The following is a 22,712-nucleotide window of genomic DNA, read 5'->3' on the forward strand; positions in this document are numbered from 1 at the left end:
GAAAAGACAAAAGAGGTAGAAAGAATGAGTGATGTAAAAGAGATCAGACAGGCATATTATGAGGGCGAACGTTCTTTATTCGGTTCCCATCATGTCAACATATACGATACGGTATTCGGTGAAGGTGAATCGCCGCTCAAGGAGAGTTCCGACCTGTATTTAGAGCATGTATTGTTCCAGTGGAAATACCCGCTCTGGTATTGTAAAAATGTCGAAGTCAAGGACTGTACCTGGTATGACATGGCAAGAGCAGGCATCTGGTATACCGATCATATCAGCATGACCAATACGACCATTGAGGCACCGAAGAATTTGCGCCGCGCCAATGACGTGACCTTAAATAATGTATTTTTCCCACATGCGGAGGAGACACTTTGGAACTGCGATCATGTTGTCATGAACCAGGTCAGCGCCAAAGGCGATTATTTTGCCATGGGAACCGACAATATGGAGATCGATGGCTTGCATCTGGTCGGAAATTATAGTTTTGACGGCTGTCACAATGTGACTATCCGTAATTCTAATATCCTGTCTAAGGATGCTTTTTGGAACAGTGAAAATATCACGGTCTATGACTCCTTTATCTCAGGAGAATATCTGGGCTGGAATGCCAAAAATCTGACACTGATCAACTGTACGATCGAGAGTTTACAGGGTATGTGTTATATTGACAATCTGGTCATGAAGAACTGCAAACTTCTGCATACGACGCTTGCTTTTGAATATTCTACGGTGGACGCAGAGATCACCAGCAAGATCGACAGTGTGATCAACCCGACATCAGGGCAGATCACAGCAGAATCCATCGACGAACTGATTCTGGAAAAAGATAAGGTCGACCCATCAAAGACAAAGATCATCTGTAAAAAAGACTAATTTTAATGCCTTGTGTCGTTTGGGGCTAACGTGTAAAATAAGAGCATGAAAAAACGCAGGAAAAAAACACGTTCCCAAAAGATATGGGGCTTTTTAAAATTTCAAATGATATTGATGCTGCTGGTGGTAGCGGCAGTGGCTTATTATTATGCGGGAGGCTATGCTGCCAAGGTCAGTGCCATGAAAACGGAGGCGGTCAGCCTGGTTTCCCATTCCTCCAAGGATACTTTCCGCAAGAACCAGACCAGTATTGCCTACGATGTCAATGGTACTACCCTGTCGGTGCTCAAAGGGGAAAAGGATGTCTACTACATAGAATACGAAGACATTCCTGTCTACATCAAGCAGGCAATCATCAGTACCGAGGATAAGCGCTTTTACAAGCACAAGGGAATTGATTACCGGGGCATTATGCGTGCCATGATCGCCATGATCCAGGACGGTGAGGTGACCCAGGGCGGAAGTACCATTACCCAGCAGTTGGCGCGTACGGTCTTTCTTTCCAACGAAAAGACCTGGGAACGAAAGATCGAGGAAATGTATATTGCGGTAGAACTGGAAAAGAAATATACCAAAGAGGATATTTTGGAGTTCTACCTCAATAATGTGTATTTTGCCAATGGTTACTATGGGATCGAGGCGGCGGCGCAGGGCTATTTTGGCACAGATGTCAGCCATCTGTCCCTTTCACAGATGATCTATCTGTGCGCCATTCCCAACAATCCGACCTTATACAATCCTTTGACCAACCCGGATAAGACGGAAGCAAGACGGGATCGTATCTTAAAATCCATGCTGGAAGACAAGGTCATCTCGGAAAATTCCTACGAGACGGCAAAGGCGGAAAAGATCGAGACGGTGCAAAAGGATGAGATCAAGAATAACTACGCGGAGACCTTTACCTATTATTGTGCGACCCGCGCGCTGATGGAACTGGAGGGCTTTGAGTTTCAGACGGTATTTTCGGATGATGCGGAAAAAGAAGCCTACGACCGCGAGTATCAGACGCTCTATGATGAATGTAATGCCAAATTATTTACCGGAGGCTACCGCATTTATACCTCACTGGATCTGGAGGCGCAGAGCCGGCTGCAGGCATCGATCGACTATATTTTAGGTGGCTTTGATGAAAAAAATGATGAGGGTATCTATACCTTGCAGGGGGCATCGGTCTGCATTGACAATACGACCGGCATGGTGCGTGCCATTGTGGGCGGGCGCAGTCAGGATGATGTCGAGGGCTATACATTAAACCGCGCTTTTCAGAGTTTCCGACAGCCGGGAAGTGCGATCAAGCCTTTGATTGTTTATACGCCGGCATTGGAGCGGGGCTATACACCGGATACCATTGTGGTCGACGAACCGATCGAGAATGGACCGGTCAATGGCGATGGTACTTATTCCGGGGCAATGACCCTCCGGCAGGCGGTTGCCCTTTCCAAGAATACGATTGCCTGGAAGATCTTTGAAGAGATCACACCGGAAGTGGGGATCTCCTATCTGGAATCCATGCAGTTTTCCAATCTGGATGCCAATGACAAGCGTCTACCGGCATCTGTGGGCGGTTTTACCAATGGGGTATCTGCGCTGGAAATGGCAAAGGGATATGCAACGATCAAAAATGATGGCGGCTACCGCAATCCGACCTGTATCATCAAGATCACGGATGCGGATGGACAGGTGCTCTATCAGGCAGACCAGACCGCCAGTGTCGTTTATAAAGAAAACGCCTGCCGTCAGATGACGGATATGCTGCAGACGGTCATCACTTCCGGCACCGGACGGGGCTATTCACTTGGCAATATGCCATGCGCCGGTAAGACGGGAACGACCAACGATAACAAGGATGGCTGGTTCGTCGGCTACACGCCATACTATACGACCAGTGTTTGGGTGGGCTATGACATCCCAAAAGAAGTGCCGGGACTGGGCGGCGGCACCTATCCGGGCAAGATCTGGTACGCCTTTATGTCCTGGCTGCATGAGGGATTGGAGCCGATCGACTTTGTGCATCCGCTGGATCAGACCCTGACCGATCTGGGACAGACGGATACAACAGAAAATGCCTTGCCAGAGACGGGCGAATGACATACAATGAAAGGCATGAGTGAGAAAGACGGAGGAAGATAGCATGAAAAAATACGGATTTGGCGCAGACGTAGGCGGAACTACGATCAAAATGGGACTTTTCGAGATGGATGGCACCTTAGTGGAAAAGTGGGAGATCCCGACAGATACGACAGAAAAAGGCGCACACATCTTACAGGATATCGCAGCCACAGTACATGGCAAGATGGTAGAAAATGATCTGACAAAGGATATGGTTGAGGGTATCGGTATCGGTGTACCGGGAGCCGTAGACAAGGATGGCGTGGTCAACCGTGCCGTCAATCTTGGCTGGGATATCGTACCGCTGGCTGAGGAACTGGGCAAGTTGTCCGGTATGAAAGTAAAAGTTGGAAATGATGCCAATGTGGCAGCCCTGGGTGAAAACTGGATGGGCAGTGGAAAAGGCTACAACAGCATTGTTATGGTAACACTGGGAACCGGTATTGGCGGTGGTATCATCATCGACGGCAATATCCTTACCGGAGCAAACGGAGCCGCAGGAGAGATCGGTCATATCGTTGTCAATGAGCAGGAGATCGAGGCGTGCAACTGCGGTCATTACGGTTGTATTGAGCAGTATGCATCTGCAACCGGTATCGTACGTATGGCAAAGCGTGCCCTTGCCGGAACGTCAGAAGACAGTAAACTTCGCACTTTTGGGGAAGCTGTTTCCGCAAAGGATGTTTTTGACTGTGCAAGAGCAGGAGATAAGGTGGCTTGCGACGTGGTTGACCAGGTCTGCGGTATGCTTGGCGCAACGCTGGCAAAGATCGGTTGCGTTGTCAACCCGGATGCCTTTATCATCGGAGGCGGTGTATCCCGCGCAGGACAGATTCTGATCGACGCTTTGCAGGAGCCGTTTAAGGCACAGGTCTTCCATGCCTGCAAGGACACACCGATCGTACTTGCAACGCTTGGAAATGACGCCGGTATCTATGGAGCCGTTCGTATGCTTTTATCTTAATGAAAAAAATTAGGAAAAAGGCTGGAAATTTATTTTTAGATGTATTATAATAGCAAGGCAGTTCGCGATAAGGACTGTCTTGCATATACAAGACGGCGCGTGGCTCAGTTTGGTAGAGCGCTGCGTTCGGGACGCAGAGGTCGCAGGTTCAAATCCTGTCGCGCCGATTTTAAAAACCCCACAGATTGTATCAGATCTGTGGGGTTTCGTTTGTCTATGTAAGAATTTTAGGCTTCTTTTTCGATGATGCCGCTGTAGCCTTTGGCAATGATCATGCTGGCGTATTCGATGAGTTCGTCGAGCGGAATCGGTCTGCCGTTCTTTAACCAGTTACGGTAGATAAAGGTAATACAGATTGAATAAGAACGAACGATATCCGGGTGCTTTGTCATCTCAAAGAACCTGGAAAAGGCATTGCTCTTTAACACAGCATCTGTGACATCCTCATAGAAGAAATAATAATGGGAATCACAGAGGAGTTTCTGCTGTACCTCATCACATTCATCTAGATAGTGATAAAAATTGTCGACACAGCCTGCAACATCCATCTGCTCTGCACTCATGCGGACATTCTGTAAAATGTGGTCTACGATCTCCTGCTCTACTTCTTTGACCAGATCGTCCAAAGAAGAATAGTGTAAATAAAATGTCTTGCGGTTGATCTCAGCCAGATCTGTCAACTCGGTAATGGAAATGTCAGAATAGTTCTTGGTCAATACCAACTCGTAAAATGCACTACGAATGGCTTTCAGTGTTCTGCGGACACGTAAGTCCTTGCTTGTGTGTTCCATTGGTACCCCTCCTGCATTTTGCAAATAATAATATAGGCATTATACATTATTTTGCCCAAATATACAACAAGTGAGTAGAAAGTATCATAAGAAAAAGAAATGTATAGAATCCGACAGGGGCTTATGGCAATTTGACCAAGAGACAAGGGAGAAAAAATAAGTTTTTGTAGAAATTATCCTCTTGCAAAGAAAAGGCAATCGCTCTATAATAGTTCGAAACCGAACAGTTCAGAAACGAACAGTTTGGTGTAGAACTATTAACAAAGATTAAGAAACGGGTGCTTGGCATCAAGGAGGAGAAAGTGAGAAATGAAGAACAGATAGGCTATCAGATCAAAGAATTAAGTCGTCTTTTGGATAAGAATATCTGGCAGAAAAGCATCCTGAATGCCGGTGTGGATACGGTCACAGCCACACATGGCTGGATGATCGGTTATCTTTATCATCACAGGGATCGGGAGATTTTTCAAAAGGATATGGAGGCTGATTTTCATATGGCAAAGTCCTCTGTGACAGCAGCCTTACAGAGTCTTGAGAAGAACGGTTACATCAAGCGTGTTTCTGTGGAGCGGGATGCCCGTCTGAAAAAGATTGAACTGACCGAGGCCGGGATTAAGTTCCATGACAATATTGAGATCAGTATTGACAGCATGGAAGAAAGACTGGTGGTCGGGCTGAGCAAACAACAAAAGAAAGATCTCTTTGCCATGTTGAGCCAGATTAAGAAACAACTGGAGGTGGAGATCGCTTCCGATGGAGAAAAAATAGGAAAGGAAAGGGAAAAATAATGCATGTATTAAAAACATTACTTGCACAGGTAAAAGAATTTACCAGAGATTCGATACTGACACCGATCTTTATGCTTGTGGAAGTGGCAATGGAAATGGTCATCCCGCTATTGATGGCATCCATCATTGATGAAGGTGTCAACAAGGGAGATATGCACCATATCTTTGTCATCGGTGCTTACATGATCTTAGCAGCCCTCGTTGGACTCTGGGCTGGTATGATGGGGGGAAAATACGGAGCAAGGGCGTCTGCCGGATTTGCCAGAAACCTGCGTAAATCCATGTTTGCCAATATCCAGACCTTCTCCTTTGAGAATATCGATAAATATTCTACGGCGGGTCTGGTCACCAGACTGACAACCGATGTGACAAACTTACAGAACTCTTATCAGATGATCCTGCGTATGGGTATGCGTGCACCTGCAAGTCTGATCGTTGCCATGATCATGTCCTTTTACATCAGCCCGCGTCTGGCAAGTGTATATCTGATCGCAGTTTTGATTCTTGCTTGTGTCCTCTTTTTGATCATTTCACGCGTGACCAAGATCTTCGATTATGTATTTAAGAAATATGATGACTTGAATGCCAGCGTGCAGGAAAATATTTCCGGTATCCGTGTTGTTAAGGCATATGTGCGAGAAGATTTTGAAAAAGAAAAATTTCAGAAGGCAAGTGGAAATATCTACAAGTTCTTATTAAAAGCAGAACGTATCCTTGCCTGCAATGCACCGGTCATGATGACAACGGTTTATACCTGTATCCTGCTTATCAGTTGGCTGGGAGCAAAGATGATCGTGACCTCTACCTTTACCACAGGTGAACTCATGAGTATGCTTACCTATTGTATGAATATCCTAGGCAGTCTGATGATGCTCTCTATGGTATTTGTTATGATCACCATGAGTGTGGCAAATGCCAACCGTGTGGCAGAAGTCTTAAATGAAAAAGCAACGATCGTGAATCCGGAAAATCCGGTCATGGAAGTGCCAAACGGAGATATTGATTTCGATCATGTCAATTTTGCATACAAAAAGGATGCAGAAGAATTTGTGTTGGAAGATATCGACCTTCATATTAAACGTGGTGAGACCATCGGCGTTTTGGGTGGAACCGGTAGTGCCAAATCTACACTGGTCAACCTGATCTCGCGTCTGTATGATGTGACGGAAGGAAAAGTCCGGGTCGGCGATATTGATGTGCGCGACTACGATCTGGAAGTCATCCGTAATCAGGTATCTGTTGTTTTACAGAACAATGTCCTTTTCTCAGGAACCATCTATGAGAACCTGCGCTGGGGAAGTGAAAATGCGACGGACGAGGAGTGCCAAAAGGCTTGTAAACTTGCCTGTGCAGACGAGTTTATCGAGCGTTTCCCGGACGGCTATGATACATATATCGAGCAGGGAGGCAGCAATGTTTCCGGTGGACAGCGTCAGAGACTTTGTATTGCCAGAGCCTTGTTGAAGCAGCCCAAGGTATTGATCTTGGATGACAGTACCAGTGCGGTCGATACGGCGACAGATGCCAAGATTCGTAAGGCTTTCCGTGAGGAGATCCCGGGTACGACCAAACTGATCATCGCACAGCGTATCTCCTCCGTACAGGATGCAGACCGTATCGTTGTGATGGATAATGGCCGCATTGATGGCATTGGCACCCATGAGGAATTACTGGAAAGCAATGCGATCTATCGTGATGTATATGAATCCCAGACCGGCGGCGGTTCGGGCGATTTTGATGAGAAGGAGGGTGAGTAATATGCCAAGACAACAGGCGGCTCCGAGAGGCAAGGGAAGCTTCAAGGCAAACAAACATATTATGGGCAGACTGGCACACTACATCTTTAAGATGTACGGCATCCATTTGATCATTGTTTTAGTATGTATTCTGGCAAGTGTGCTCTGTTCTTTGCAGGGAACCATGTTCATGCAGAATTTGATCGATGATTACATTACACCGATGGTCGAAGCACACAGTGTGGACTTTGGACCACTTTTGGCAGCAATCGGACGCGTGGCAGGCTTTTACGCACTGGGCGTGGTATGTGCCTTCCTTTACAACTTTATCATGGCACAGGTGACACAGGGTACACTGCGCGCCCTGCGTGATGAGATGTTCGTTCATATGGAAGAATTACCGATTCGCTATTTTGATACCCATCAGCACGGTGATATCATGTCCATCTATACCAACGATATTGATGCCCTGCGTCAGATGATCAGCCAGAGTATTCCGCAGATGGTCAACTCCGGCGTCACCATTATCGGTGTTATCGTCTGCATGATCAGACTGAGTATCCCGCTGACCCTGGTCACACTTGGCATGGTAGCCATCATGCTTTTGGTGACAAAGTTCTTGGCAGGAAATTCCGGCAAATATTTTGGCAAGCAGCAGAGAAACCTGGGACGTGTCAATGGTAACATCGAGGAAATGATGAACGGCCAGAAGGTTGTCAAGGTATTCTGCCACGAGGAAGAAGCAATCGAAGAATTTAATGCCTTGAATGATGAACTTTTTGACAGTGCTTATCAGGCAAATATGTATTCTAATATGTTGGGACCTGCCAATGCACAGATTGGTAATGTCAGTTATGTGATCGTTGCCGTTGTCGGCGGTATCCTTGCTATCGGTGGATTTGGCGGCTTTACCCTGGGTGGTCTGGCAAGTTTCCTTACCTTTAATAAGAGTCTGAATATGCCGATCATGCAGGTCAGCCAGCAGTTGAACTTTATCGTTATGGCTATGGCGGGTGCAGAACGTGTCTTTGGACTTTTGGATGAAAAGCCGGAAGATGACGAAGGTTATGTTACTCTGGTCAATGCCAAGGAAGAAAACGGACAGATCGTTGAGACAAGCGAGCGTACCGGTATGTGGGCTTGGAAACATTACCATCAGGCAGACGGCACGACATCTTATGTAAAATTGGAAGGCGATGTGGTCTTTGATGATGTTGATTTTGCCTATGAACCGGGCAAGACGGTATTGCACAATATCAAGATGTTTGCGACACCGGGACAGAAGATCGCCTTTGTCGGTGCGACCGGTGCCGGAAAGACGACGATCACCAATCTGATCAACCGTTTCTACGATATTGCAGACGGCAAGATCCGCTACGATGGTATCAATATCAATAAGATCAAAAAAGATGATCTGCGTCATTCACTTGGTATCGTATTGCAGGATACCCACCTCTTTACCGGTACGGTGGCGGATAATATCCGCTACGGTAAACTGGATGCAACGGATGAGGAAGTGCATGCAGCAGCAAAACTTGCCAATGCAGACAGTTTTATTCACAAACTGCCGAATGGCTATGATACGGTACTGACCGGTGACGGTGCTAACTTGAGTCAGGGGCAGAGACAGCTTTTGGCGATCGCTAGAGCAGCTATTGCAGATCCGCCGGTACTGATCCTTGATGAGGCGACAAGTTCGATCGATACGAGAACAGAGAAGATCGTACAGGATGGTATGGATAAATTGATGGCAGGCAGAACGACCTTTGTCATTGCCCATCGTCTGTCAACGATCCGAAACAGTGATTGTATCATGGTCTTAGACCAGGGACGTATCATTGAGCGCGGTAACCACGACGAATTGATCGCCGAGGGCGGTAAATACTACCAGTTATATACCGGAAAGATCGTGAACGCATAATAGAAATGACCATAGGAACCATGTCAGGGGCTTTGTGCTCCCGGCATGGTTTTTATTTGCTGTGGAAGATAATTTTACAGAAAAAGGTAAAGTTTTGAATAGGATAGGTCGATATGGAAATAGAATAAGTCTAACTATGCCCGAAAAAGGGCGTGAAAAATAGAGAAGAACTTGGTGAAAGGGGCTCTATGAGTATGTACAAGGATGTAAAGAAAAGAATTTTAGCAGGAGTGCTGGCGGCGCTGATGGTTGTCTCGACACTGTCGATCGGAAGCAATCTGTTCGCGGACTACACGTCAAATATTGGCGAAACATTGCTGGAAGAAGGACAATATGCACAGATTGGCAGCGCGACAAAAGATTATCAGAGGCTGGATCGTGCAGCCATGAAAGTGGACATGGATGTGGCGCAGAGCGTAGATTATACCGTTTCGGTCTATCAAAATCTGGCAGATGCCAGTGATCCGACCAGTGGAGTCTTACGCTATACCAGTGCCCAGCAGCACATGGATGGAACATCGGAGAGCGCATCTGCAAGAGAACTTTCTCTGGATCTGAGCGGAGCGGGAATTTATTTATCTTCCGGTGAGACCTATGCGGTTGTCTTTAACTTCACCAGTGTCAGCGATGCTATCTATTACTATACGGCATCCGGTAGCGGCTATTATTATGAAAGCGCCTGGGATGGACGTGACGGTATGATAGAGACCGGGCTTTCTGATGTAGGCGCGGATGCAGTTTCAGATAACACCACTGTCACCGCCGGTCAATCTACCATCGCCATAGACGCAACGGACACACAGACAGCGGTTCAGGCAAGCCTTTCACCAGCCTTGAAACGTACACTTACCTATACAGCAGATGCAGGTGCGCCATTTACGGTAAATGCAGATGGAACGATTTCTCTTAATGCCGATGTGACCAGTGGCAGCGGAAATGTGACAGTATCAGCAGTCGGAACAAGCAGTACTGCAAGTATCAAGGTCAATATCTTAGAGGCATCCATCGCAGAAGGAACTTATACTTATACAGGAGAAGCGGTAGAACCGGCAGTTACTGTAAAATGCGGTAGTACAGTTTTAACACAGGGAAGTCAGTATAATGTGACCTATAATGGCAGTACCAGCGCAGGGGAAGCAGTCGCAAAGATCACAGGTATTGGTGATTATGCAGGCTATAGCAAGGAACTGACCTATACGATCGGTACAAAGGCTCTGCCCAAGGATGCGGGTGCACAGTTTAGTGTAGATATTGCATCCAACACGGTCACTAACGGTATCTATTCCGATGAGGGCAAGACTCTTACTTTTGGAACGGACTATACAGCGGAAGCAGTATTAAAAGGAAATCAGGTAGAAAGCGGACAACTGGTTTATCTGTACGATATTACCGTAACCGGTATTGGCAATTATACAGGAGCACAGATTTACAATAATTATGAGATCAAGGCAGGATCTGACAATAAGTTTGATATCAGCCAGATCGTAAGCGCTGAGTTGTCACAGACTTCTTTTACTTATGACGGCTTGACAAAGGAACCGGCGGTTACCTTTAAGAATGCCACAACAAACGAAGCGATCGAAGGCTTTGGCGATAATTGTAATGTTGAATATACCAACAATGTAGAAGTTGGCAGGGCAACTGTGACCATCACCGGTAAGGAAGCAAACGGCTATACCGGAACGATCGTTTTAGGCTTTGACATCAACCGTTGTGATCTGGAGCAGGCACAGAATGATGATAAACTGGATATTACGGCAAGCATCGATGGCGTGGCTGCTACTACATTTGCCTATACCGGTAAGAAGATCGAGCCGGTCATGACAGTTACTTTAACACGTGACAACTCTGTTTATACCCTGGTTCAGGATCAGGATTATACAGTAACCTATAGCAAGAATACAGCCATTGGTACCATGAGTGTGGAAATCTCAGGTGCCGGAAATAACTTCCAGGGTACTGTGACAAAGCAGTATCAGATCCTTGGTGATTTTGAGACGGCTGCGGTTGTCAGCATTGGAAATAACAGCGTCACATATGATGATGGTTATGCCAGTGATTATACAGCAACCTACACAGGTTCTGAGATCCAGCCAACGGTCTCCGTAAAAATGGGCAGCAGTTGGCTAAAAGCAAAAACAGACTATACCGTTTCCTATGAGAATAATATCAATGCAAGCACAGATGACCAGAAGGCGGTTGCCGTCATCAAGGGTGCAGGCAATTACAGTGGTAAAGAGATCCGCGTGACCTTTACCATCAAGCCACAGACTATCAGTGGTACTTTGAATGTTTCTACAAAGAAGACCTATACAGGAAAAGAGATTACCTTATCTTCCGGTGAATATACTCTGACCAAGATAGGTAAGACCTATGTCGAAGGACAGGATTTTGAACTTTCCTACGAGGATAACACCAATGCCGGAACAGCAACTGTTTATGCAAATGGTATTGGCAATTATACCGGTAGTGTAAAGGCTACCTTTACCATCCAAAAACTGAGTCTGACAGATAGTCATGTGGTTGTAGAACCGGAAAAGATCGCAGATCAGATTTATACCGGAAATCAGATCAAACCGGATATTACCTTATATTATCAGGATGATGATGGAACGAAGCGTGAAATTTCAAACGCAAACTATTCCTTGTCTTACAGTAATAATAAGAACATTGGTCAGGCAACCATCACCATCACAGGTGAGAAGAACCTGACGGAGGAACGAGACGAGTATTTCTCCATTGTTGCCAAGTCGCTTTCAAATCTGACCTTTATCCTGGGCGGACAGGAGGTCAAGCAGATTGCAGAGAATACTTATCTGGCAACCTATGTTGCAGAATATACAGGAAGAACGATCTCGCCAAGTCTGACCGTTAAGGATGGGGACGCTACAGTCGCTAAGAGCGGAAACTATAAGACAAGTTCCGTGAATGCGATCAACGCGGCAGGTTATGATGAGAATAACACATCCAAGACACCGGCAATCGTGGTGACCGGAAAAGGAAATTATGGTGGTTCTACTGTGACCATTTACTACACGATCGCACCAAAGGACATTACATCCGAAGCAAGCGGTGTTACGATCACAGATACACAGAAACTGGTTAAGAATGGTGACTATCGCCTGCCGGTTGTAAATGTAGTAAACACCAACTTAAATAATAAGGTTCTGACACAGGATACCGATTACACTGTATCCGTAGGTGAGGACAGTAAGACTTCCGGCGAGGGAAAGATTGCAACCATCACAGGTATTGGCAATTATACCGGAAGCAGAAATATCACCTATACGATCGGAAGCAATCTGGCACTGGGCGGAGTAGTAGAACTGCATAACCCTTATGATGACTCTACCCTAAAACCGGCATCTTCCGGGGACTACTATGTACCATATTGGGGCAGAGATACAGATGGCAACAGCATCAAACCGGTATCGAAACTGACCTACACGGATGCAGACGGCAAGGAAACAGATCTGGAAGAAGATACCGATTACACCGTCACCTATACGACCGAGGCCGGTGGTATGGGATCTACAGAGAGCGTTGTTATCACTTATACAGGTATTGGCGACTACTATGGAACCATTACCAAGCGCTACTATGTGACCATGGTTGTTTTGGATAATGAGTCTTCCGTAACCGTTACAAACATTGATCCGAACCATCCGGAGGCAGGCTTTGAGTATGTCTATGATGGAAATAAGATCACACCACAGATCCAGGTGACCTACAATGCATCCGGCAAGACCATTCAGTTGGTTGAGGGGACCGATTATCAGTTCACGGCGACGGAGGTAGGACCAAATGTTGGTACATATACCGTACAGGCAAAGGGTATCGGACATTACAGCGGAACCCTGAGCCAGACCTATACGATCGTGGCAAGTGACCTGAGCGCATGTACACCGTCCGCAACCACCCTGCCGGATTATACATACACCGGAAAAGAGATCAAGCCGGATATCAGTGGCATTACAATCACAAATACCGCAGGAACGGTCTTGAAACAGGATGCGGATTACAAGGTACAGGGCTACAAGAACAATATCAACATTGCAGATAAGAGCGATGCAGATGCACCTACCGTTATGATTGTGGGTATTGGTAACTACAGCGGAACGATCAACTTGAAGTTCTCTATTGTTACCAAGAGTATTTCTGATAATGTGACAGTAGAGGCGATCCCGGATCAGATGTATACCGGAGATAAGATCACGCCAAGCCTTTCCCTTATGTATGGGGATGTGGTATTAAAAGAAAATACAGATTATACATTGACTTATAGTAACAATGTCAATCCGGGTAGAGCGACCATTGCGATTGAAGGAATAGGTGCTTACAGCGGAACCCTGACGGCGCGATTTAATATCATTGGTAATTTGAGCAATACCAGTCAGTTTACCATTGGCGGATATCAGACCACCTATAGTTTACAGGCAAACGGAACCTTACAGTTCTCCGATGCCGGTATCAGCATTACCTATCAGAACCAGTCTAATGTAGACAGTTCGGGAAATATGAATACCATGTATCTGGATTCTTCCAATTATGAGATCCAGCAGTATAACTGTGACAGACCGGGTGAGGGACAACTGATCTTTGTCGGAAAGAACTACTGCATCGGAAGTCAGACGATCCCGATCAGGGTTGTTGGAGATCTGAAAAATGTGGAAGTGATCAATGTCAATGATCAGTATGACTATACCGGAAAGCAGATCAAGCCGACACCGATCGTCCAGTTTGGTTCACAGGTATTGGAAGAGGGCGAAGATTATACCATAGAGTACGGCAACAATGTAGATGTTGGTACGAATAGTGGTAGTATTGTGATCCGCCAGGTTTCCGGTACAGATACTTACTATACCGGCTCCAAGACAGCACGTTTTAATATTTATTATAATCTGTCCAAGGCGACGGTTACCGGTTTGAATGATACCTATTCTTATACCGGCAGCGAGGTCAAGCCGATACCACAGGTAACATGTGCAGGAAAAGTCTTGCAGAAAGGCGTTGACTATAGTCTTACCTATACCAATAATATCGACGCGGGTACAGCATCCGTGGTTATCAATAGCATAGATGGCGCATCTATCGGCAATCAGGTTGTAAACTTCGAGATCAAGGGTATCAATCTGGCAGATCCGGGCATGAACATTACCTTAGACGGTCAGTTGTCCGGTCTGACTACGACTTACACCGGAGATTACATCCAGCCCAATGTAGTTGTGACCTATGGTGGCAAGACACTGACACTGACCAAGGACTATAATGTAAGTTATGCAGAGAACCTCAATGTAGGAACCGCATCTGTGACCATCAGTGGTGCAGGAAGTTATTATGGTGCCGTGACAAAATACTTTACGATCACACAGAAAGATCTTTCTGCAAGTGACATTAATGTCAAGGTTTCAGACACCGGTTATGCCGGGGGACATCCGGTAGTTCCGCAGATGAGCCTGACTTATAACGGACATACCTTGCAGGAAGGCGTGGATTACACTTATACACTTTCCAACAATGAGCAGGTTTCTGTTGACAGCAAAGCATCTGTTATATTTACAGGAATTGGCAATTACACAGGATCCAGAAGTGCACAGTTTGAAGTTACCAAGGTAAATCTTGCCGGCGGAACCGTCAAACTGGATAAGACATCAGCAGTCTATACCGGAAGCGTGATCACACCGGAAATTGAAGTTTCTTGTCCGGTTGGTGATGGTACGACCTATATCTTACAGGAAGGTACCGATTACACGATCTCCTATGGAAATGGTATCCGCGATGCCGGAAAGTACAATATTTCGATCGTTGGAAAAGATAACTTCTATGGCTCTTTAAATCCTACCTTTACGGTAGAACCGAAGCCGATCACAGAAGATGATATTACCGTGACGGTACCGGATATGGACTACAGTGGTTCTGCGGTAGAACCGGCAGTAGTTGTGACGGATACGACAAGGGGCGTGGAGTTGACCAAGGGTACAGACTATGACCTGACCTTCAAGAATAATATCAATTCCGCATCTAAGGATGATACAGACGCAGCGCCGACGGTAACGATCACCGGTAAGGGCAACTATACAGACAGCAGAACGGCGACTTTCAATATCGGTAGATCACTCGCAGATGCACAGGTGCGTATTGCACAGGATCAGCAGGAATTTACCTATGACGGTAAGTCTCACGTACCGACCTATGCAGTCTATCTTTCAGACGGCACTTTATTACAGGAAGGTACCGATTATGAAATGATCGACATTGAGGATAGTGTCAACGCCGGTACAAAGACCTTGGCGGTCAAGGGAATTGGCAATTACTATGGCAAGCCGTTTACTTATTACCGCATTAACCAAAAGGTCGCAAAGGCATCCGAGATCAATGTGGTATTAGACCTGCCACAGGACGAGGATGGCAATTATGTGACGACTTACACCGGTAGTGCCATCACACCGGGCGTAAAGGTATATGATACCGCGATCTCCACAAAGACAGAGATTGATCCGGTCAACTATAGTATTACTTATGTCAACAATGAGAATATCGGAAATATCAACAGTCCGGCATTTGTTGTGGTTTCTCTGAAAGGCAACTATGCATTGGGATCTGAGACTAAGAGCCAGGCATTCATCATTGGGGCAAAAGATATTTCAGACTTTAAAATGGTATTAAATGATAAACGCGTTACCTACACCGGAAGTGCTATCACACCGGACGTATCCGTGATCTATGACAATGGTGTGGATCCGGTATGGACCTTGGTGGCAGGCGTTGATTATGATCTGAAACTGACAGATAATACCAAGGCTGGTCATGCGACGGTAACAGCCGTAGCAAAGGGCAATTACACAGGTCAGGTGACCGAGGAATTTGACATTGTAGCATCCTTAAAAGATGCCATTGTCACCATTGAACCGCAGTTTTACACCGGAAAGGCAGTAGAGCCACCGGTTACCGTAGAATGTGGCGGCAACGTATTGGAGCAGGATGTAGATTACAAGGTAGACTACTATTCTGATGATAATTACACGACAGGCGGTTATGTCATTATCACACCGCTGGTATCTTACTATAGTGATAGTGCAAGATGTGCTTACACCATCAGCGCAGATATGTCACTGCTTCGTGTCAAAGGTTATGCAAACCAGTACACCTACACCGGAAAAGCGATCCGACCGGACTTTGTCATCGAGGATCCGAGCGGCAATCAGGTGGCTTATGATGCAGACCAGATCGTCTATGGACGTATGAGTGCAGAAGAGGCGGAGACGACCGATATTGCGGATGTTACAAATGATGATTGCATTGCGGTCGGAACGATCACAGCCTTTATTCCGGTAGAACTTGCCGGCAATAAAGAAGTCTTACAGGCAACTTATGAGATCATTCCAAAGAATATCAACGCATGCAATATCATTCAGTTGAACAAGAATACCTACACCGGAAAAGCCATTGAACCAAAAGCAACCTTGTTGTATGATGGTAAAGAGTTGATCCAGGGAAAAGAATACAGTGTTACTTACAACAACAATGTAAATCCTGGCGTTGCTACAGCAACCGTACAGGGACTTGGCAACTACACAGGAACCAGCGTATTGAAATTCAATATCATCGCCCCGGTCATGGTAGGATTAAAGGCTCAGGCAGCCAGTGAGACAGGTATTCAGATCTCATGGCTGAAAAACGGAAGGGCTACCGGTTATGAGATCTACAGTGAGGACAACCGTACCAAGTACGGCTCAACATCGGCTACATCCTTTGTGGCAAATGGCTTGAAGAACTCAACAACCTATACCTTCCATGTGAGATCTTATGTGACCGCAGGTGGAAATACGACCTATGGCGAAATGCAGTCGGTAACGGCTTATACCAAGGTGGCGTCTACCAATGATCTTGTCGGCACATCAACGGCAAAGAGAAGTGCGACGCTTACATGGAACCGCAGCAACACGGTAGCAGGTTATGAGATCTATCGTAGTTCAAGTGCAGACGGTACTTACAAGAAGATCGCCGTTGTACCAAATGGCAAGGGTGCCTATACCGATACCAAGGTAGGCAGCAACAAGACTTACTATTACAAGGTACGTGCATACAAGCCGGTGGATGGTTCTTATGTTTATGGAGATTACTCAAAGACAATAGCGATCACTATAAAGTAGGAATATTTCATGCAGGAACAAGGAAAATATAAGATCGGCGAATACACCTTCCAGACCTTTCACGAATATCGTGATGGTCAGGAAGATGTTCGCAAGATCGAATGTATCAACAAAGAATTAAATATACAGGATCCCGAGGTGGCAGTGCGTCTTTACAATGACATTCGAAGCGGCAAGATTGTATTCAAGTCACCGATCGGCGATCAGTTTTTTGCGCATCTGGCAGATATCGTTGCGGATAAGTCCGTAGATCTGTTGGAGGACAAAGCCGTTGTAGAAGAGGCAGAGGGCAAGGTAAAATACCAGAAGATACTTGGTGTTGCATTTATTATCTTGGCACTTGTCTCTTTTGCTGTGTTTGGAATTGCTGAGATCCGGGACATTGTGACGACAAGGCAGATGCAGAAACTGGCAGATCAGGTGGAAACACCAAAGAGTCAGGATAATGCTTCCAAAAATGACGATGCCAAGAAGGAAGATACTTCTATAGAAAATGGAGATACGTCATCCGATCAGGAAGAGCAGACGCAGAATTTAAGTGTTTTGCCAGAATATGCGGAACTCTTACAGCAGAACCCGGAAATGGTAGGCTGGCTCTCCATTGACGATACCGAGATCAATTATCCGGTCGTACAGAAGGATAACACCTACTATCTGACCCATGGATTTGACCAGGCGACCAACTCCAACGGCAGTATTTTCATGGACGAGCGGTGCAGTATCTTAAAACCGACAATCAATACCATTATCTATGGGCATAACATGAAAAGCGGGATGATGTTTGGTGGGCTGAAAAATTATCTGCAAGAGGGTTATCTGGATGCTCATAAATACATCAATTTTAATACCATCTACGAGAAAAGAACCTATGAGATCGTTGCGGTAGGGCTGTCCAAAGTCCAATACCAGGATGAAGATGCTTACCGTTATTATGATTTCATCACCTCGACTTCCGCACAGGATCTGGAAGATTTTATCCAAAATGTAGATTCCCTTGCCGTATATGGAAATGCGGATGGTCTGACACTACAGGATAAACTTTTGACCTTGTCGACCTGTAACAGTTATACCGAGGATGGACGATTATTTGTAGTAGCCAAACAAGTACAATAGGTGTATAATATACTAGATGTTGTAGATTTTTATTTCGAAATAGAGTTATACGGAGATAAGAGAATGAAAAGAGGTACAAAAATTGGATGGTTTCTGATCGCACTGTCTGTGATCTTATCCGTTTGGGTGATCGTCAGTCAGAGTTCAGATGCAAGCCAGGCGACAGAATCCGGATTGGTGCTGAGTGATGATGGCACAGTTCTGGAAGATTACACGGGAAATGGCGGAGCCGTTACGATCCCGGATGGTGTGACTACAATCAATGCCGGAGTCTTTGCATCAAAAGACATTACATCGGTTGTTATGCCGAGTTCGGTGACCAGTATGGGAACAGGTGTATTTAGCGGATGTACTTCTCTTGCGTCAGTATCCCTCAGTTCTTCTTTGAATGGGATCCCGGAAGAGACCTTCCGTGAGTGTTTATCCCTTGGATCTGTTACGATCCCGGATAGTGCAACCTCGATCGGCAGCAATGCTTTTTACGGATGTGCATCGCTTAGTTCTGTCAGCATTCCGGCAAGTGTCAGCAGTATTTCTACGGATGCTTTCAGCGGATGCGGCAATCTTTCCAATATCTCAGTGGCATCCGGCAATGGTGCTTATGCATCTTCGGATGGATGTTTATACAATGCGTCAAAGACCCGCCTTTTGTTAGTTCCGGAAGGCAAGACTTCTTTGGCGATAGCAGCAGGCACGACAACGATCGGCACAGGCGCGCTTCAGGACTGCACCGGTATTTCTACCGTGTCCCTTCCAAATAGTGTGACCACGATCGAAGCTAATGCTTTTACTGACAGTGGTGTTGAGACTATCACCATCCCTGCATCCGTGACATCGATCGCGGCGCAGAGTTCGTGGACACCATCTACTATTTATGGTGTTTCCGGTTCCGCAGCAGAAAAGTATGCTAAGGATAACAATATTGTCTTTGTTGTCTTGGGAGATAACCAGGATGATGATAACAACGATGACAATAATGACGATAATAATAACAATAATAACGGTGGTAACACCAACGGCGATAATAATGGCAACAACAATGGTGCCAATAATGGAGACAACGGCAGCAATAATGGTACTTCCGACGGCGATGTTGTGAACCCGGACGGATCCATTACCCACGCAGACGGTTCTGTGACAACCGCAGACGGCAGAGTGATCAAGAGCGCGACAAACGGGGGCACTGCATCCCATACAAAAGATGCGACACCAACGACCGCAGATGGTATTGATCCGAGATACTTCCTTTGCATTGCAATCTTTGCCGGTGGTATTGGGGTTATTCTATACAGCCGTTTCAACAAGATGAAATATTTAAGCCAGAATCATAAGGATAGATCATAAACATGTTTACAAGAATGATGGCACAAGGGATTGTGACAATAATCTATACGCTGGAATTTGCCGGGCTTTTGGTAGCGGCTTTGCCGCGCTACAAGCAGAAATACTATGTACCGGTCAAGATGTTGTGTAGTGTATCCTTTGTTGTGATCGCAGTCATGTTTGCCTTTGTCAGCGACCATATGCAGTATTTTTATATGATGCTGGCGCCATTGGTTCTGTGTGCGGTCGGAGATCTCTTTATGGGGCTATACCAGATCAGGAGCAGGCGCAAGCATATGCTGGCAGGCATGATTGTCTTTCTTCTGGCACATATGGGATTTTTGATCTGCTTCTTCCGTATAGATGCAAGGCTCACATGGTGGAACATCTTCCTGCCGGTCGTATCGCTGGCAGCCTTCTTCTTTGTGAAGCGTCTGATGCATCTGCACATGGGAAGACTGGCGATTCCGGCAGCGATATATTGCGTCTTTCTGTCGCTCATGCTATCCAAGAGCACACAATATATGGCACTCTGCCCGGGACTTGCTTCCGGCTGGATCGGCTTTGGAGGTATCGCTTTTTTTATCTCCGATTTTACGATCATCTTTTTGTACTTTTACAAGTTCCGTAAGCCGGAAAATCGTGGCAAGATCCACTATTTAAATCTGGCAACTTATTATTATGGTATTTTGGCATTTGATATCAGCATTTTATATTTTGCAGCTTTTTAAGAGAATAGAACACAAGCAAAAGAACTTCCCATATTGTGGGAAGTTCTTTTTTCAGAGTCTTTATAGAAAACATATTAAGAAATGGCTTGTTTTTTCACGGTTTCCAATGCCTTTGCAACCGGTGGGATAGCGATCACGATCAAAGTGATGATTGCCTCTGCTCCCAGATAAGAACCATTGTAAACCAGTGAGTAAACAACGGCATTTGGGAAGGTATCCGGTGCATACATGCCAAAGAAGATCCAGCCGGACAGGAAAGCGAAGAAGTAACGTCCTAATACGGCGACGATATAACCCTTGATGAGCCCGTGCTTGGAATTGTGGAAAAGACCTGCAAGACCAAGAGCACCAAATGCTAAGATGTAATCAACCAGCATCTGTGGGAAACTCAGAATATACGGATCGATCAGAAGTTGTAATACGCCGTAAGCCAGGGCTGCTGTAAGACCGCCGCCAAATCCATACCAGTAACCGATCAGGACGATAAAGAGCATGGAAAAGAGTGTGACAGAGCCGCCCATAGGCAGGTCAAATAATTTGATCATAGAGGTAACTACAGCAAGTGCAATCGCCATAGCGGAAAATACCAACTGCTTGGTGCTCATCTTCTTCTTGGTGCCAAAGACAGCAGCACCTGCGAGAAGAAGTGCAATGAATACTAAGATCAGTGCGGTGTAGCCGGCAGTGGTGAGATCATAAGCACCATCTGCGTTTGCTGTTACAAAAAAACTCATAAAAAAATCTCCCTTCATTTGTACATGCTAGGAGATCAGTCAGGAACTAAGCTTCCTTACGCCGGTATTACCCGGTTCAAGTAATAAGGGTCGATGTCAAGACATCTCTCAGCCCCAAAGGCACCCCTAGCATAGATTTTGTATTGATTTGTTTTTTGTCGTTTGTTAGTATAGCAGTAGTTCATTAGAAAGTCAACCGACGCAATAGGAGATGCAGGATGGATAAACAGGCATATCCTATAGAAAAGAGGAAAATATATGGTCAGACTATTGGCAAAGATGTTTATCAAAGATTATAAAAACTACGAAGATATAAATGTGCGGGAACGTTATGGCATACTGAGTGGCTGTGTAGGTATCCTGCTCAATGCCATGCTCTTTGGGATTAAATTTTTTGCAGGATTGATGAGCCACTCGATTGCGATCACAGCAGATGCCTTTAATAACTTATCTGATGCCGGGTCTTCCGTGATCACTCTGCTTGGCTTTAAATTATCGTCTGCGGATCCGGATCCCGAGCATCCTTTTGGACATGGCAGACTCGAATATCTGTCAGGCCTATTGGTATCAGCCATTATTGTGATCATGGGCTTTGAACTTTTGAGGGATTCTGTAGAGAAGATTATCCATCCACAAGACATGGATTTTTCACCGCTGGTGATCATTATCCTGCTTGTGTCCATTGCTGTAAAACTCTATATGGCGTATTATAATCGATCCTTGGCAGATAAATTGGATTCTGCTGCCATGAGAGCAACGGCAACTGACAGTATGAGTGATACTCTGGCAACTTTTATTGTCCTGGTATCTACGATCTTTTGTGAATTCAGTTCCTTACATATTGATGGTTATTGCGGCTTGATTGTTGCCCTGATCGTTATCTGGGCAGGTTTATCTGCCGGGAAGGAGACCGTAGACCCACTTTTAGGGCAGGCGCCGGAAGCAGGCTTTGTTGATCGCATAGAGGAGATTGTAATGGCGCAAGATGGAATCATAGGTGTGCATGACCTTGTGGTACATGATTATGGACCGGGACGCCTTATGATCTCTCTACATGCAGAAGTTCCGGCAAGCGTAGATGTTATGATCTCGCATGATGTGATCGATCGGACAGAACACATTTTGAAAGAAGAATTGCATTGCGAGGCAGTTATCCATATGGATCCGGTAGTGACCGATGATCCTCGTTTGGATCGGTTACGCGAGTCGGTAAAAAAGATCGTGGAGGACTGGAATGAAAAGGCTTCTATTCATGATTTTCGAGTTGTTTTCGGACATACGCATACGAATCTGGTCTTTGATGTGGTCGTGCCTTATCAGGTCAAGATGACAGAACATGAGATCACAGTGCAACTGCAAAAGAGAGTCTTGGAGCAAATCGGCAAAGAGTACTTTATAGCAATCAATATCGATCGTAAATATATATAAAATACAAAGAAGGTTTGACAAAGTTTTTATTTGCCAAACCTTCTC

The 22,712-nt window shown here is 45.6% G+C and carries 13 protein-coding genes, 1 tRNA gene and 1 riboswitch; of the genes, 12 read left to right on the forward strand and 2 right to left on the reverse strand.

Annotated elements, in window-relative coordinates; translation table 11 throughout:
- Nucleotides 1-24 precede the first annotated feature (24 nt).
- From DW183_RS07850 to DW183_RS07865, 4 genes are all read left to right on the forward strand, one after another.
- A complete protein-coding gene (locus tag DW183_RS07850; RefSeq protein ID WP_118281449.1) occupies nt 25-876 on the forward strand; it encodes a DUF3737 family protein in 852 nt (283 codons plus the stop codon).
- A gap of 45 nt (nt 877-921) precedes the next feature.
- Nucleotides 922-2,964: a transglycosylase domain-containing protein gene (locus DW183_RS07855; RefSeq protein WP_118281450.1), complete on the forward strand. Its 2,043-nt coding sequence runs from the start codon at nt 922-924 to the stop codon at nt 2,962-2,964.
- A 43-nt stretch (nt 2,965-3,007) separates the two neighbouring features.
- Nucleotides 3,008-3,949 carry an ROK family glucokinase gene (locus DW183_RS07860; protein WP_118281451.1) on the forward strand — a complete coding sequence of 314 codons (942 nt, stop codon included), beginning with the start codon at nt 3,008-3,010 and terminating at the stop codon, nt 3,947-3,949.
- 93 nt (nt 3,950-4,042) lie between these two features.
- A tRNA-Pro gene (locus tag DW183_RS07865) sits at nt 4,043-4,116 on the forward strand.
- A 60-nt stretch (nt 4,117-4,176) separates the two neighbouring features.
- Here the strand turns inward: DW183_RS07865 and DW183_RS07870 are convergent.
- Nucleotides 4,177-4,740 carry a TetR/AcrR family transcriptional regulator gene (locus DW183_RS07870; protein WP_118281452.1) on the reverse strand — a complete coding sequence of 188 codons (564 nt, stop codon included), beginning with the start codon at nt 4,738-4,740 and terminating at the stop codon, nt 4,177-4,179.
- A gap of 302 nt (nt 4,741-5,042) precedes the next feature.
- Between DW183_RS07870 and DW183_RS07875 the strand changes: the two genes are divergently transcribed.
- The 7 genes from DW183_RS07875 to DW183_RS07905 all read left to right on the forward strand — a co-directional run bounded on the left by DW183_RS07875 (nt 5,043) and on the right by DW183_RS07905 (nt 20,505).
- Nucleotides 5,043-5,528, forward strand: coding sequence for a MarR family winged helix-turn-helix transcriptional regulator (locus DW183_RS07875; RefSeq protein ID WP_118281453.1), 486 nt, complete (start codon nt 5,043-5,045; stop codon nt 5,526-5,528).
- On the forward strand, nt 5,528-7,285 hold the full coding sequence (locus tag DW183_RS07880) for an ABC transporter ATP-binding protein (protein WP_118281454.1): 1,758 nt from the start codon (nt 5,528-5,530) through the stop codon (nt 7,283-7,285). Before DW183_RS07875 ends, DW183_RS07880 begins: the two co-directional genes overlap by 1 nt.
- A gap of 1 nt (nt 7,286) precedes the next feature.
- Nucleotides 7,287-9,185, forward strand: a complete 1,899-nt coding sequence (locus tag DW183_RS07885; protein WP_118281455.1) for an ABC transporter ATP-binding protein — start codon at nt 7,287-7,289, stop codon at nt 9,183-9,185.
- A gap of 188 nt (nt 9,186-9,373) precedes the next feature.
- Nucleotides 9,374-17,338, forward strand: coding sequence for a fibronectin type III domain-containing protein (locus tag DW183_RS07890; protein ID WP_147403371.1), 7,965 nt, complete (start codon nt 9,374-9,376; stop codon nt 17,336-17,338).
- A gap of 9 nt (nt 17,339-17,347) precedes the next feature.
- Nucleotides 17,348-18,451 (forward strand): class B sortase, encoded by a 1,104-nt coding sequence (locus DW183_RS07895; protein WP_118281457.1) that lies wholly within the window; start codon nt 17,348-17,350, stop codon nt 18,449-18,451.
- A gap of 63 nt (nt 18,452-18,514) precedes the next feature.
- The gene (locus DW183_RS07900; protein ID WP_118281458.1) at nt 18,515-19,795 is read left to right on the forward strand and encodes a leucine-rich repeat domain-containing protein; all 1,281 of its coding nucleotides are present in this window, start codon (nt 18,515-18,517) and stop codon (nt 19,793-19,795) included.
- A gap of 2 nt (nt 19,796-19,797) precedes the next feature.
- Nucleotides 19,798-20,505, forward strand: coding sequence for a lysoplasmalogenase family protein (locus DW183_RS07905; RefSeq protein WP_118281459.1), 708 nt, complete (start codon nt 19,798-19,800; stop codon nt 20,503-20,505).
- A 74-nt stretch (nt 20,506-20,579) separates the two neighbouring features.
- Here the strand turns inward: DW183_RS07905 and thiT are convergent, their stop codons facing one another.
- The gene (gene thiT / locus DW183_RS07910; RefSeq protein WP_118281460.1) at nt 20,580-21,239 is read right to left on the reverse strand and encodes an energy-coupled thiamine transporter ThiT; all 660 of its coding nucleotides are present in this window, start codon (nt 21,237-21,239) and stop codon (nt 20,580-20,582) included.
- A 36-nt stretch (nt 21,240-21,275) separates the two neighbouring features.
- Nucleotides 21,276-21,377: riboswitch (TPP riboswitch) on the reverse strand.
- 120 nt (nt 21,378-21,497) lie between these two features.
- On the opposite strand from thiT, the gene DW183_RS07915 reads away from it, so the two are divergent.
- Nucleotides 21,498-22,667 (forward strand): cation diffusion facilitator family transporter, encoded by a 1,170-nt coding sequence (locus DW183_RS07915; protein WP_118281461.1) that lies wholly within the window; start codon nt 21,498-21,500, stop codon nt 22,665-22,667.
- Nucleotides 22,668-22,712 lie beyond the last annotated feature (45 nt).

It is taken from the genome of Roseburia sp. AM16-25, from assembly GCF_003473825.1.
In the GTDB taxonomy this organism is placed as follows: domain Bacteria; phylum Bacillota; class Clostridia; order Lachnospirales; family Lachnospiraceae; genus Pararoseburia; species Pararoseburia lenta.